General features: G+C 46.1%; 14 protein-coding genes and 2 pseudogenes. 10 read left to right on the top strand and 6 right to left on the bottom strand.

Translation table 11 applies throughout. From position 1 onward, the window contains the following. The 3 genes and pseudogenes from ACMX2I_RS16165 to ACMX2I_RS16175 all read right to left on the bottom strand — a co-directional run bounded on the left by ACMX2I_RS16165 (nucleotide 1) and on the right by ACMX2I_RS16175 (nucleotide 2,810). Nucleotides 1-1,500: a monooxygenase gene (locus ACMX2I_RS16165; RefSeq protein ID WP_414958345.1), complete on the bottom strand. Its 1,500-nt coding sequence runs from the start codon at nucleotides 1,498-1,500 to the stop codon at nucleotides 1-3. A 177-nt stretch (nucleotides 1,501-1,677) separates the two neighbouring features. Continuing rightward, nucleotides 1,678-2,184 (bottom strand): signal peptidase I, encoded by a 507-nt coding sequence (gene lepB, locus ACMX2I_RS16170; RefSeq protein ID WP_414957474.1) that lies wholly within the window; start codon nucleotides 2,182-2,184, stop codon nucleotides 1,678-1,680. 1 nt (nucleotide 2,185) lies between these two features. After that, nucleotides 2,186-2,810 (bottom strand): annotated as a pseudogene (locus ACMX2I_RS16175) (TVP38/TMEM64 family protein). Between the two features lie 150 nt (nucleotides 2,811-2,960). On the opposite strand from ACMX2I_RS16175, the gene ACMX2I_RS16180 reads away from it, so the two are divergent. From ACMX2I_RS16180 to ACMX2I_RS16190, 3 genes are all read left to right on the top strand, one after another. Next, nucleotides 2,961-3,323: a hypothetical protein gene (locus tag ACMX2I_RS16180; RefSeq protein WP_087991286.1), complete on the top strand. Its 363-nt coding sequence runs from the start codon at nucleotides 2,961-2,963 to the stop codon at nucleotides 3,321-3,323. Between the two features lie 223 nt (nucleotides 3,324-3,546). Beyond that, on the top strand, nucleotides 3,547-3,747 hold the full coding sequence (locus ACMX2I_RS16185; protein ID WP_087991285.1) for a DUF3311 domain-containing protein: 201 nt from the start codon (nucleotides 3,547-3,549) through the stop codon (nucleotides 3,745-3,747). Further along, nucleotides 3,744-5,213: a sodium:solute symporter family protein gene (locus tag ACMX2I_RS16190; RefSeq protein WP_414957475.1), complete on the top strand. Its 1,470-nt coding sequence runs from the start codon at nucleotides 3,744-3,746 to the stop codon at nucleotides 5,211-5,213. The genes ACMX2I_RS16185 and ACMX2I_RS16190 overlap by 4 nt, the downstream gene beginning before the upstream one ends. A gap of 46 nt (nucleotides 5,214-5,259) precedes the next feature. Here ACMX2I_RS16190 and ACMX2I_RS16195 read toward each other — a convergent pair whose 3' ends face one another. Next, nucleotides 5,260-5,529: an excalibur calcium-binding domain-containing protein gene (locus ACMX2I_RS16195; protein WP_010329289.1), complete on the bottom strand. Its 270-nt coding sequence runs from the start codon at nucleotides 5,527-5,529 to the stop codon at nucleotides 5,260-5,262. Nucleotides 5,530-5,734: 205 nt separating this feature from the next. On the opposite strand from ACMX2I_RS16195, the gene ACMX2I_RS16200 reads away from it, so the two are divergent. Then, complete coding sequence (locus tag ACMX2I_RS16200; protein WP_414957476.1) at nucleotides 5,735-6,634, top strand: SDR family oxidoreductase; 900 nt, start codon at nucleotides 5,735-5,737, stop codon at nucleotides 6,632-6,634. Nucleotides 6,635-6,682: 48 nt separating this feature from the next. Here ACMX2I_RS16200 and comK read toward each other — a convergent pair whose 3' ends face one another. After that, the gene (gene comK, locus ACMX2I_RS16205; RefSeq protein WP_414957477.1) at nucleotides 6,683-7,261 is read right to left on the bottom strand and encodes a competence transcription factor ComK; all 579 of its coding nucleotides are present in this window, start codon (nucleotides 7,259-7,261) and stop codon (nucleotides 6,683-6,685) included. A 292-nt stretch (nucleotides 7,262-7,553) separates the two neighbouring features. On the opposite strand from comK, the gene ACMX2I_RS16210 reads away from it, so the two are divergent. After that, nucleotides 7,554-7,787: an IDEAL domain-containing protein gene (locus ACMX2I_RS16210; RefSeq protein WP_003239440.1), complete on the top strand. Its 234-nt coding sequence runs from the start codon at nucleotides 7,554-7,556 to the stop codon at nucleotides 7,785-7,787. Between the two features lie 26 nt (nucleotides 7,788-7,813). On the opposite strand, the gene ACMX2I_RS16215 is transcribed toward ACMX2I_RS16210, so the two are convergent. Further along, nucleotides 7,814-8,671 (bottom strand): SDR family oxidoreductase, encoded by an 858-nt coding sequence (locus tag ACMX2I_RS16215; RefSeq protein WP_414957479.1) that lies wholly within the window; start codon nucleotides 8,669-8,671, stop codon nucleotides 7,814-7,816. Nucleotides 8,672-8,782: 111 nt separating this feature from the next. Between ACMX2I_RS16215 and ACMX2I_RS16220 the strand changes: the two genes are divergently transcribed. The 5 genes and pseudogenes from ACMX2I_RS16220 (at nucleotide 8,783) to ACMX2I_RS16240 (ending at nucleotide 13,888) form a co-directional block, all read left to right on the top strand. Beyond that, entirely contained in the window at nucleotides 8,783-10,312 is a 1,530-nt protein-coding gene (locus ACMX2I_RS16220) for an FAD-dependent oxidoreductase (protein ID WP_414957480.1), read from the top strand. A 255-nt stretch (nucleotides 10,313-10,567) separates the two neighbouring features. Beyond that, a pseudogene (locus ACMX2I_RS16225) lies at nucleotides 10,568-10,945 on the top strand (protoglobin domain-containing protein); the annotation flags it as partial. A 6-nt stretch (nucleotides 10,946-10,951) separates the two neighbouring features. Further along, nucleotides 10,952-11,749, top strand: coding sequence for a methyl-accepting chemotaxis protein (locus ACMX2I_RS16230; RefSeq protein WP_414958346.1), 798 nt, complete (start codon nucleotides 10,952-10,954; stop codon nucleotides 11,747-11,749). Between the two features lie 134 nt (nucleotides 11,750-11,883). Further along, on the top strand, nucleotides 11,884-12,444 hold the full coding sequence (locus ACMX2I_RS16235) for a biotin transporter BioY (protein ID WP_087991277.1): 561 nt from the start codon (nucleotides 11,884-11,886) through the stop codon (nucleotides 12,442-12,444). Nucleotides 12,445-12,448: 4 nt separating this feature from the next. Then, the gene (locus ACMX2I_RS16240) at nucleotides 12,449-13,888 is read left to right on the top strand and encodes an acyl-CoA synthetase (RefSeq protein ID WP_414957481.1); all 1,440 of its coding nucleotides are present in this window, start codon (nucleotides 12,449-12,451) and stop codon (nucleotides 13,886-13,888) included. The last annotated feature ends 1 nt before the right edge of the window (nucleotide 13,889 follow it).

Raw genomic sequence — 13,889 nt, forward strand, 5'->3', positions numbered from 1 at the left:
TTACACCGGACTGGTGACGGAAAACCACCGGCTGATTCCTGTTTGAATCACCCCGGTACAATCGGGTGCTGATGCATCCACCGCCCAGGCAACATGTCCATCAGGGCGAATCAATACCGTATGCACGTCCCGCCACTTTTCACTCGGTTCTGCAAGCGAGGCGTTTACCGTACACAGGCCTTTCACTCGGCTATGGTCATCAGCTTCTTGGATCAATGACAGTAAAACGAATGTCCCGTTTTGAAGACAGCTGTACAGCCGTTCCGAACTGCCATCGGAAACATTCAGCTTCATATCCGGGAGTCTTAACCCATTCAAACGATGCGGCGGCATATCCGGATCAGCTTCATACCTGACATCAAGCGCGGAAATTTGCCCCGCTACATATCGATTCACTTCAGGGAAGGCGAGCAGCTCCGATATCATACTGCGCAAATGGAGGCCTGCTTGAGTGAAATCAATCAGTTTTGTCTGTGCCTCTGTGTTCCTCAGGAGCCCTTCAGCAGCCGGGTGCCGCTCCCTATGGTAGCTGTCCAAAAGCCACGAAGGCGCAGCGCCCTTGACGGCCGCCGCCAGCTTCCACCCAAGGTTCATCGCATCCTGAAGGCCGACATTCAGCCCTTGGCCGCCCGCTGGAAAATGAATATGCGCCGCATCCCCCGCAAGAAAGATTCTGCCGTCCCGATACTGCTTCGCTTGACGTGCGGCATTCCCGAACCTTGACAACCACGAAGGCTCGCTTAAACCGAAGTCAGTTCCGCAAATTCGTATAAGATCAGTTTTTAGCTCCTCCTCAGTGACCGGCACATCTTTCGGTGTCTGAGTACGGTATGGGCTGATTACGACGACACGGTATCGGCCCGGAGAAAGCGGAACAATCATCACACCGCCCTCTTTTGTGCAAAGGGACAGCACTCCTGACGGCGGCGGAGAAAGGAGCGCCACATCTCCAAGCGCCGCTGTAACGGTGCTGTCGGTACCCGGAAACTCAATTCCAGCCTGTTTCCGGACAGTGCTACCTGCACCATCGGCACCAATGACAAACTTGCTTATGATCGTCCGCACACTCCCCTCCCGATCCTTGAAAATCGTTTGCGCCCCTTCCCTGTTTTGCGTAACCGCCAGCGCCTCTGCCCCTCTAAACATCTCTGCTCCCAGGCTTCGCGCATGTTCCTCAAGCAGCTGCTCCGTTTTAGCCTGCGGAAGCAAAAGCGTGTAAGGACAGCTCGTATCCAAGCCTGAAAAATTAAGACGGGTATCCAGCATCGAAAAGTGCCCGGAAGGTATCTTGCTCCCCTTGGATACAAACCGCTCCAAAAGCCCTCTCATCTCAAGTAGCTCCAGCGTGCGGGGATGCAGCGTCAGCGCCTTGGAATAAGGAACAGGCTTTTCAAGCCGCTCAACCACACATGTTTTCACCCCGGCCATCGCAAGCTCGGAAGCCAGCATCAACCCGACCGGCCCTCCCCCTATAATCACGGCTTCAACATTCATCTTAATCACTCCTTTTGTTTCATATAAAACGAATAAAAACCAATAAAAACAACCTGAAATTAAAAACGAATTCTATTTTTGTTACACATGAAACAATTTTGATTATAACTCCTTACAAATTTTTCTTCAACACATATTTTCAAACCAGCACAAAAAAGACGCCGTTTCAATTGGCGTCTTTTTTTATTCAGAATCGGAGATCACACCGACAATCTTTTTTTCACTAATCGGACCAAAGTGCCGGCTGTCGAAGCTGTATATGCGATTATCTCCAACAACAAAATATTGTCCTTTCGGCACTCTGCTTGTTCCTGTCACATCTTTCAAGGTAAAATCACCCGTTACATGGCTTCCGGCAGAAACAGATTTCAAATGCTTCAAAAATGGCTCAGCAACCTGCTTTTCGTCCACATACAGCTGATCATCTTTATATTTGATCGATTCACCGGGCAGGCCGATCACCCGCTTAATCAGCACTTTTTGATCAGGGCCTTTGAAAAGGACAATATCAAAGCGATGAATGGTTTTAAATCGATGCGAAAATTTACTAACCAACAATTCGTTCCCTTCCTGAAAGGTCGGGTTCATACTGACGCCTTCCACCTTGTAATCAATAAAGACGGCATTTTTAACCTGAATGGCGAGAACGACGGACACTACACCGGCAAGAAACCAAAACCGTTTTTTCATGTTACTGTCTCCCTCCATCATTGCTCACGCTGACTGGCTCTCACATGCAGATACCGCTCCACCTTTTTGCCCACATACCATAAAACAGCGATCACCAATACAGCAATAATCGTTCGTATCGGCTGTGTGATGAGCGCGTGCAGATCATATCCGATAAAGCTGATCATAAAAATCATGACAAGCTTCCCCGAGGCTGCCGCCAAAATAAACGGCCGCGTTCCGATCCTCGACAAACCGGCAACAACATTCACCGCGGCTGACGGTGTAAACGGAAAACAAAGCAGAAGAAACATAGGGCCAAAGCCGTGTCTTTCCACCCATAACATCAGTTTTCTGACCGACGGGTGACTGCGGATAACTCCAAGCAATCTTCTCTGCCCGTATTGACGGACAATCAAAAAGACAAGTATAGATCCAGCAGTTGATCCCGCCCAGGACAGGATGAATCCTTCCCACAGGCCAAACGAGTTCGTATTCGCCACCACAAACACGATCAGCGGCAAAAACGGGAGAAATGCTTCTATTAAAGGCAGCAGCACAGCAATGAGCGGACCTAAGGCCCTATAGCTTTGGAATAATTCAGTTAAGTTTTCTTGTGTAAAATAGGATAAAAAATGATCCAACATTTATACTCCTTACCGGGTTTGTCTATCCTTATTCTACACATTATCAGCAAAAAACTAAAAAGTTTTGGTGATTTTTTCTGTATTGAAACCTTTCACCAGCCGATATAGAATATACAGAACGAACGTTCCCGTAAGAAAGAAGGAGTCAGCATGCCGAATTTGCAGGAGGAAATATACGATTTAATTGAACGGGCTCTTTTTTTGCCCATGGCCATTACGATTTTAAATCGTGATCTCGCCGGAATTGAGCAAAGCGCTTTAAAATTGAAGCATCCTTATAAACAGCTTATCAGCGAATCATTAAAAATAGCACAAAAGGATTTGATTGAGGTCAGAAAAGAGCTGAGGAAAAGAAAAATTGTGATCCACGAGGCGGAACGCGATGAGGCCTTTACGCTTTATGTATTTGTGATCGAAGGTTATGAAGAAAAGCACCGTTATTTTAATCCGCGAATCCGTGAACAGGTTAGCGAATTATTAACGTTTTATCTATTTGCCCCGGACAGGCCATAAGTCTTTTGAATCATTTTGCGCCCTTCCGAAACTGCCCGCTCCCTCTTCGGGCAATTCTAATAATAAATTTCAGACAATTCACACTATACAAACAAAATGAATTTATTTATAATTCGAACCACAGCCTTTTACCCCAAAAAATGACATGTGCCGCCATATTTCCCGACATCATTTCAGTACGCTCTGGCTTGCACACCCCACCTTAAAATAAAAGGAGGATTCTATGAAACTGATTCACGTTCTCGCCGCTTTGCCCTTTATTGGCATCTTACTCGGCATCCCTTTTGCAAATAAAATGACTCCCTATGTATTGGGCATGCCGTTTATTCTTGCCTATATCGTGATGTGGGCTCTTTTGACCTCTGCGTTGATGGCGATTGTATATGTCCTCGACAACGAAAATAAAAAGGAGGAAGCAGAATGAACGCAGCTCTCATCATCATATTCGGCGTCCTGCTCTTGAGCATTTTTCTCGGTATACGCGCCCAAAAAGGTAAAGACATGAACCTTGAGCAGTGGACGGTTGGAGGCCGCGGCTTCGGAACCTTGTTCGTCTTCTTATTGATGGCAGGCGAAATTTATACCACATTTACGTTTCTCGGCGGAAGCGGCTGGGCCTATGTAAAAGGCGGACCGGCCTTTTACATCATTGCCTACGGCTGCCTGGCCTACATCCTTTCTTATTGGCTCCTGCCGGCTGTTTGGACGTACGCGAAACAGCATAAGCTGATGTCGCAGTCTGATTTTTTCACCCAAAAATATAACAGTCCGCTGCTTGGCGTGCTCGTTTCACTGGTGGGCATCGCCGCGCTCATTCCGTATCTTGTGCTGCAACTGAAAGGCCTCGGGCTGATTGTATCGGAGACATCGTACGGCAAAATCTCCCCGGCCGCCGCCATCTGGATCGGCGCCATATCCATCACGGTTTACGTTATGGTTTCCGGCATTCACGGATCTGCCTGGATATCGGTTGTGAAAGACATTATGATTTTGGTCGTCGTTCTGTTTTTAGGTGTGTATTTGCCCATTCATTACTACGGCGGATTTCAAGACATGTTTCAGCAGATCGAAACGGCAAAGCCGGGCTTTCTTACGCTTCCTGAAACGGGGCAAAGTACGGCGTGGTTCAGTTCAACCGTGCTCTTAACAGCCCTCGGGTTTTATATGTGGCCTCATACGTTTTCCGCTTCATATTCAGCCGAAAACCCAAGAGTCTTTCGCAAAAACGCCATCATCATGCCTTTATACCAGCTAGTCCTGCTCTTCGTCCTGTTCGTCGGCTTTGCCGCTATCCTGCAAGTACCTGGTTTGAAAGGTGCGGACGGTGATTTATCGCTTTTGAGACTGTCTCTGCAAACCTTTGACCCTTGGTTTGTCGGGATCATCGGCGCTGCCGGACTGCTGACAGCGCTTGTGCCGGGGTCTATGATCTTAATGTCAGCTTCCACCCTGTTTGCAAAAAATGTGTACAAAGTGTTCGCACCCCGCACGACAGAACAGCACGTATCGACACTTGCTAAATATGCAGTGCCGGTGATCGCGCTGATTTCGGTTTATTTTACGTTCAAAGGCGGGAATACCATCGTTACACTGCTATTAATGGGCTACAGCCTTGTCACACAATTATTTCCGGCCCTGCTGTTCAGCTTGTTCAAGCATAATATAGTGACGAAGCAAGGAGCCTTCGCCGGCATCATTGGAGGTGTCGGAGCGGTTTCTTATATTACATTGACAGAAACGACGATCGGCACTTTATTTCCGGCGCTGCCGCAGGCCGCAAAAGATGTAAATGTCGGCATAATCGCCTTGTTGCTGAACATTGCGGTCATGGCAGCAGTAAGCTTTGTGACAAGAAAAGAGAAAAGCACCGCGGCTGATCAGGCGGCATAATCAATAAAAGCAAAAGCAATCTGGCTGTCAGATTGCTTTTGCTTGTTTAACGTTCGCAGGCGATATAATCTTTATCGCGGTCTTTCTTTTTATTGGCATCATAAAGCGCCTTAGATACGTAAGGCTTGTACTTCGTTTTTCCGCCTTTATTTTTCACCTTCGACGAGCGGGCCACCCCGCCTTTGTATACTTTGTTTAACTCCTTGCAATTCTTATAGACCTTCACCTTTGTTTTGGCTTCCGCCACATGGCCGGCTCCGCATGAAAAACCGAAAACGAGACCGAGTGACAGCATAACCGCCGCCATTTTTTTCATGACGATACACTCCCCTTATATCCAATATTTAGTTTTTTATAGCTGGATTTTATCATAATTCATACGGTTTTATTTGACAAGATCAATATGGAAGAAGGGCTTGTTTTTTCAAGCCTTTCACGTCAAACTGCCAAAACATGTTTTTCTGAAAATGCTCAGGGGTACACATACGAATGTACACCAAACAAAAAAAGGAGTGTTGATGATGTCTGATTCAAATCTTAGCAAACCTTCAACAGCATTTTTTCATGATGAATTCCCTGAACAATATCAAGAGCCGCCCGGCCTGCAGCAGAACATGAAGCCCGTGCCTGATTGCGGAGAAAAAAGCTACAAAGGATCGGGTAAACTAACCGGACGAAAAGCGCTTGTCACCGGAGGCGATTCCGGTATCGGCCGGGCTGCCGCGATTGCATATGCCCGGGAAGGCGCCGATGTGGCCATTAACTATTTACCCGCGGAACAGCCTGATGCTGAAGAAGTGAAAGAACTAATAGAAGCAGAAGGCCGAAAAGCAGTGCTGATTCCCGGAGACTTGAGCGACGAATCCTTCTGCCAGGATTTAGTCAAACAGGCGCATCAGGAACTCGGCGGCCTGGATGTGTTAGCGCTGGTTGCCGGCAAACAGCAAGCCGTCGAAAACATCGAAGATCTGCCTACTGAACAAATGTATAAAACATTTGAAGTGAACGTCTTTTCCCTTTACTGGGTTGTAAAAGCGGCGCTTCCGTTGTTGCCGGAGGGCGCATCCATTATTACGACCACCTCAGTTGAGGGCTACAACCCGAGCCCGATGCTGTTGGATTACGCAGCAACGAAAAACGCCATTATCGGCTTTACAGTCGGCCTGGGAAAACAGCTGGCTTCAAGGGGCATCAGAGTGAATTCAGTAGCGCCTGGCCCAATTTGGACGCCGCTGCAAATTTCCGGCGGACAGCCGACGGAAAACATTCCGAAATTTGGCCAAGGGACGCCCCCAGCCCCATTAAATCGCGCTGGGCAGCCAGTGGAATTGGCCGATGTTTATGTATTCTTAGCTTCAGAGAATGCAAGTTATGTGACATCTCAGGTATATGGCATCACCGGAGGAATTCCGACAGCCTAAAGCAGGTAGAGAAGGAGCTGCCCTTATCGGCCAGCTCCTTTCTATTTTCTAATACCGCTCCCCCAACTCACGCAAAATAAAATCATAAATCATCTTCGTCCGCTCTTCCTTCGGGTACAGCATAAATTCCTGCCGTTTCGGCACGCGGTGTTCGACTCTGTCTTGGAATTTGGTTCTGAGCCATGCTGTCCGGTACACCTGGTTCTCGAACGAATTACAGGAGATCGGCAGCTCCATTGTTTTGCCGTTCGAAAATGTCACTTCCGTATCGTCGAATGCAGTCGGTTTGAATTCTTTTACGTACACATGGGAAATCCAGCCGCATTGGGGTCTTGTCGAAGAAAGTGTAGGGAATAAAAAGATTTGGTTCGAAGGGTCCACCATGATCGGCGGTTTGTGTGAAATTTTTGTCACTTCATAAGTTCCCGCTTTTCTTCCCGCATAGCTTGATCCGAAAAAACGGCAGCTTCTGTCGACGATTTGCAGCGGCTTCATGCTGACATAAAGTACGCAGTCTTTTTCAATAATTTTGGAACAGATTTTGCCGTCAATTTCTTCTGGCAGCACGGCAATTGTTGCGCCGTTTACTTCATACGATTCTAAAGGTGCGTCAGTTTTCTGACTCATATTATAGCCTCCATCCTTTTTCTGCAAAATTTATACTAATAATCTATCATCTGTTTTTATAAAACGACAGGTTTTTTTAACAAATAAGCTAAAATCATCTTTTAATGATATTTTCCGGTACTAAATTACTAGTAATAACCCGATTTTACATTCATATGATCTTCCGGTTTACGGCATTTTGCAGGATATGTCGATAGATTGCCAAGTATTAGTTGTCTAAAAATTATAAAAATTGATTGATTTTTTCGACCGTTATCCATATACTATAAAAAAGGCATTGGGGGGATTCTTTATGAAAGAGAAAAAATCGTACACTGAGCTCATGAAGTCCCGCAACACGCAAAAAACAAAAGAATTTGATGTCACAATGACGGATGTCTACATTCAAATGGTGCTCGATGAATCCTTGTATAAGCGTCGGCTTGCCATGCTGACGGACCAAATCAATAAAGCCTTGGACGAAAAAGATAAAGATGCGTTTCTTACGCTCTCTAAAGAATATGCAGCGCTCAAGCAGAGCGAATAAGCCAATCCTTAAGGATTGGCTTTTTATTACCCATTCACAATTGTTCCGCCATTGACGTGAATCGTCTGTCCTGTGACATAGGTGGAATCGTCGCTGGCAAGGTATAGATAGCTTGGCGCCACTTCCACCGGCTGTCCCGGGCGTTCCATCGGCACATCTGAACCAAACACTGCCACATCCTTTGCGGAAAAACTGGCCGGGATAAGCGGTGTCCAAATAGGACCCGGCGCTACTGCATTGACCCGTATGCCCTGCTGAACAAGCGACTGTGAAAGTGACCTTGTAAACGTAACGATCGCTCCTTTTGTCGCTGAATAATCGATCAGCGTTTTATTCCCTTTATAGGCGGTAATTGAGGCTGTATTAATGATGGAGCTCCCCTTTTTTAAATGAGGCAGCACCGCCTTTGTTAAGTAAAACATGGAGAAAATGTTTGTTTGAAAGGTTCTGACCAGCTGGTGGCTTGTGATTTTTTCAATGCCGGGCTGGACATGCTGCTCAGCTGCATTGTTGACCAATATATCAATGGACGAAAACGATTGGCTTGTCTGCATAACCACATCATTGCAAAACGCTTCATCCCCGACATCTCCAGCAATCAGGAGGCATTTTCCCCCTTCCTTTTCTACATACTGCTTTGTTTCCTCGGCGTCCTGATGCTCATTTAAATACACGACGACCACATTAGCCCCTTCTTTTGCGAATAACACCGATACAGCGCGTCCGATTCCGCTGTCTCCTCCGGTAATAATAGCGGTTTTGCCCTCTAATTTTTTCGCTTTCTTCGGCTTATCAAAAACCGGACGCGGGTCCATGAGATATTCTAAGCCCGGCTGCTGGTTCTGGTGCTGAGGCGGCAATGTTTTCTTTTTTTGATTCGCCAATGAAATCACTCCTTTTCAACCCTATTATGTTATGAACAATGCCTGCTCCCTATGTATGAAAAGATAGAATATGGAAAAATTAAGAATAAATCTGATTGGAGGTATAATGGCTTGGCTAATCAATATTTTGCAAAGGAAGCACCTGAAACATACTGGAAAACATCAACTGACCTGCCTTCTTTTCCGGCGCTTCAAGAGGATACTGAGTGTGATGTCACTATAATCGGCGGCGGGATTACGGGAATCACAACGGCATATGAACTCGCGAAGAGAGGCTTCCGTGTCGTTTTGATTGAAGCAAATCAGGTGCTCAATGGCACCACTGCCCATACAACTGCTAAAATTACCGCCCAGCACGACATGATTTACGATGAATTTATCCGCAATTTCGGATTGAACCACGCAAGGCTTTATTATGAAGCCAATCAAAACGCAATAGATTACATAAAAGGAATTGTGGATGAACATCAAATTGATTGCGAATGGAGCGAACAAGATGCATATCTTTACACAGCAAATGAAGACGCTGTAAAAAAAATCCGAACTGAGCACGAGGCATACACAAAGCTTGGCATTGAAAGAGACCTTATAAATGAGCTTTCGATTCCCTTAGGTTCTAAACTGGCGCTTGTCATGAAAAATCAAGCCCAATTTCATCCGCTTCAATACTTAAAAGCGCTTCTGGAGCAGATTGTTCAAAAAGGCGGACGGATTTATGAAGAGACCGTTGCGCTTGATGTCAAAAAAGGCGAAAGGCCTGAAGTGGTAACAAAAAGCCGGCACGCCATTAAGAGCCGCTTTATCATATGCTGTTCCCACTTCCCTTTTTATGACGGAGGCGGATTATATTCTGCGAGAATGTACGCTGACAGATCCTATGTCCTCGCCGTCAAGCCGAAGATCGACTATCCCGAGGGCATGTATTTGAGTATTGATCAGCCGTCAGTGGCCCTCCGCTATACAAATGTAAACGGAGAAAAACTGATTCTCTTTAGCGGAGAAAGCCATAAAACCGGCCAAGGAAAAGACATGTCGACACATTACGAAACTCTGAGACAAATGGCGGAAAGCACCATCGGCATCGAAAGCATCCCATATTATTGGTCCACCCAGGATCTTGTGACAATTGACAAAATTCCCTTCATCGGACCGATGTCGGAACAGGAGGACAATATTCTTGTAGCGACCGGATTCAAAAAATGGGGCATGACGTCATCAGCTGTCGCGGCCACTCTATTGTCAGACCTTGTGGAGAAAAAAGCCAATCCATACGAAAGCATTTTCACGCCGTCCCGTTTCCATCTGAACCCCGGACTGCAGAAAGTGATTTCTTACAATGCCGATGTCGCCAAGCATTTCATTAAAGGAAAGCTTGAAAAGCCTGACGTCCAGTTTGAAGAGATCGCGCCGGGTGAAGGAAAAGCCGTCACCATCAACGGCAGACGCGCGGGGGCATTCAGAGATGAAAAAGGCTGCCTTCATCTCGTCGATACGACGTGCACCCATTTAGGCTGCGAGGTCGACTGGAACGACGGCGAGCATACATGGGATTGTCCGTGCCACGGATCCCGCTTTAAGCCAACCGGCGAAATTGTTGAAGGTCCTGCCATCAAGCCATTAAAACAAATTGACTTTGATTAAACCGTTCATTTTAGTGAACGGTTTTTATAAATATTTTTCATTTCTATCTTCATTCATGTTCCCCTTGACCGATAAAAAAGAAAAAGGCTTAAAAAGCCAAAAGGTAAACATTATATTTTCCCAAGGGGGATCACAGGATTGTTATTTAAAAAAGATAGAAAACAAGAAACCGCCTATTTTTCTGATTCAAACGGACAGCAAAAAAACCGCATTCAGCTCACAAACAAACATGCGGATGTTAAAAAACAGCTCAAAATGGTCAGATTAGGGGATGCAGAGCTTTACGCTTTAGAGCAGCTTCAGCCATTAATACAAGAAAACATCGTATTCATCGTCGATGCGTTTTATAAAAACCTTGACCACGAAAGCTCTTTAATGGACATCATCAATGACCACAGCTCAGTTGACCGCTTAAAACAAACGCTAAAACGGCATATTCAGGAAATGTTTGCAGGCGTTATCGATGATGAATTTATCGAAAAACGAAACCGAATCGCCTCCATTCATTTAAGAATCGGCCTTCAGCCAAAATGGTATATGGGCGCCTTTCAAGAATTACTTTTGTCAATGATTAACATTTACGAAGCGTCTATTACAGACCATAAGGAACTGCTGAAAGCAATTAAAGCGACAACTAAAATCTTGAACTTGGAACAGCAGCTTGTTCTTGAAGCGTTTCAAAGCGAGTACAATCAAACCCGTGATGAACAAGAAGAAAAGAAAAACCTTCTTCACCAGAAAATTCAAGAAACCTCTGGGTCGATTGCAAATCTGTTTTCAGAAACGAGCAGATCTGTTCAAGAGCTTGTGGACAAATCTGAAGGCATTTCTGAAGCATCCAAAGCCGGCACAGTGACATCCGGCACCGTTGAAGAAAAGTCGATCGGCGGGAAAAAAGAGCTTGAAATCCAGCAAAAACAGATGAATAAAATTGACACGAGCCTTGTCAAAATTGAAAAAGAAATGGTCAAGCTAGATGAAATCGCACAGCAAATTGAAAAAATCTTCGGCATTGTCACTGGCATTGCTGAACAAACAAACCTCCTCTCGCTCAATGCTTCTATTGAATCTGCCCGCGCCGGTGAACACGGTAAAGGCTTCGCGGTAGTCGCTAATGAAGTGCGGAAGCTTTCTGAGGACACGAAAAAAACGGTCTCTACCGTGTCTGAGCTTGTGAACAATACGAATACACAAATCGAAATCGTCTCAAAGCATATCAAAGACGTGAATGGGCTAGTCAGTGATAGTAAAGAAAAAATGACGCAAATTAACCGCCTATTCGATGAAATCGTCCACAGCATGAAAGTCAGCAAAGAGCAATCAGGCAAAATCGACGTCGATTTGCAGGCCTTTCTCGGAGGGCTTCAGGAAGTCAGCCGCGCAGTTTCTCACGTGGCCGCATCTGTTGATTCACTTGTTATCCTGACAGAAGAATAAACATCAAAAACCGGTCTGCCAAGCAGCCGGTTTTTTCACGCTTATATTGTTAACTAAAATTAAAAATTAGTTGACATAATAACAACCTACATTTATTGTATAACCATATTTTATTACTGTTTGGAGGATTTCACATGCTGAGATTAATAGACATGATGCATATTGCCATTTTTACCGCACTGATGGCAGTGCTTGGCTTTATGCCTCCTCTCTTCTTATCTTTTACACCCGTTCCGATTACATTACAAACGCTTGGTGTGATGCTGGCAGGCAGCATCCTCAAGCCTAAGTCTGCTTTCTTAAGCCAGCTTGTCTTTTTGCTGCTCGTTGCCTTCGGAGCGCCGCTTTTGCCCGGCGGACGAGGCGGGTTTGGTGTTTTTTTCGGGCCAAGCGCGGGCTTTTTGATCGCTTATCCCTTCGCTTCGTGGCTGATCAGTTTAGCCGTTTCCAGACTGCGAAAAGTGACTGTATTGCGTCTCTTTTTCACACATATTGTATTCGGCATCATCTTTATTTATCTGCTCGGTATACCAGTACAAGCTTTTATCATGCATATTGATTTGTCACAGGCCGCCTTCATGAGCCTTGCGTATGTGCCTGGTGATTTGATAAAGGCGGCTGTATCTGCGTTTCTGGCGATAAAAATCACCCAAGCCTTGTCTCTTTCTGATACGATGTTTACGAAAGGAGGCTGATTCCATGACAATTACTCATACCTATTCATCTATTGCCGAAAGATCGCCCAGCCGTGTGGCGATCCAAACTGAATCGGAGCAAATCACATACAGGGACTGGGCCCAACTAGTCTCTCAAACCGCAAATTGGCTGCGGTCGCAACCGAACATGCCAAACCGTGTGGCGATCCTGCTCCCGAACAGCATGGCGTTTTTACAGCTGTTTGCCGGAGCTGCAGCGGCGGGGTGCACGGCAGTTCCCATCGACACACGCTGGAGCGCGGCTGAATGTAAGGAGCGTCTGTCCATAAGCGATGCAGATCTTGTGGTTACTTCAGCCTTTTTCAAAAACAAACTGACAGATAGCAAGACACCTGTTGTTTTGCTGGATAACTGTATGGCAGATATTTCGGAGGCATCCGCTGATCCCGTGCCTATCATTGATCCAGAGCACCCTTTTTATATGGGATTTACGTCTGGCTCGACAGGAAAACCGAAGGCCTTCACACGATCTCACCGCTCATGGATGGAGAGCTTTACGTGTACGGAAACTGATTTTTCGATTTCATCAGATGATACAGTATTGATTCCCGGAACGTTAATGTCCTCTCACTTCCTATATGGGGCTGTCAGCACCTTGTTTCTCGGGGGAACCGTTTGCTTGCTGAAAAAATTCTCCCCTACTCAAGCGAAGGAATGGCTGAATGGTAAATCTGTCAGCGTTCTCTATACCGTACCGACGATGACAGACGCCCTTTCCCGAATTGAGGCGTTTCCCAACAGTCCTGTCAAAATCATTTCATCAGGTGCAGACTGGCCGGCAGAATCTAAGAAAAAGCTGGCCGCAAAATGGCCTCATCTCAAGCTATACGATTTTTACGGCACATCAGAGCTTAGCTTTGTGACATATTCCTCACCGGAAGACAGCAAACGGAAGCCGCATTCAGCTGGCCGCCCTTTTCACAACGTCCAGATTGAAATCCGCAGCGCTGCGGGAGAACGCTGTCAGCCCCGAGAAATCGGAAAAATATTTGTCAAAAGCCCGATGCGGTTTTCCGGCTATGTCAACGGCAGCGCACTAGATGAATCCGGCTGGATGACAGTGGATGATATGGGCTGTGTCGATGAGGATGGCTTTCTATACATATCAGGAAGAGAAAACGGGATGATTGTGTACGGAGGGTTAAATATTTTCCCAGAAGAAGTTGAACGTGTGCTTCTCTCCTGTCCAGAGGTTGAAAACGCGGCTGTCGTTGGAATCCCGGACGAGTATTGGGGAGAAATCGCTGTAGCTGTCATTCACGGAAACACTGATGCCAGAAAGCTGAAAGCCTTGTGCAAACAGAAACTGGCATCCTACAAGATTCCGAAAAAATGGGTGTTTACAAACTGCTTGCCGGAAACGAGCAGCGGAAAAATCGCCCGTTCCAGCGTGAGGAAATGGCTAGAAGAGGGTGCAGTGTAAC

This window comes from Bacillus sp. SW14, assembly GCF_047608225.1.
GTDB classification, from domain to species: domain Bacteria; phylum Bacillota; class Bacilli; order Bacillales; family Bacillaceae; genus Bacillus; species Bacillus subtilis_G.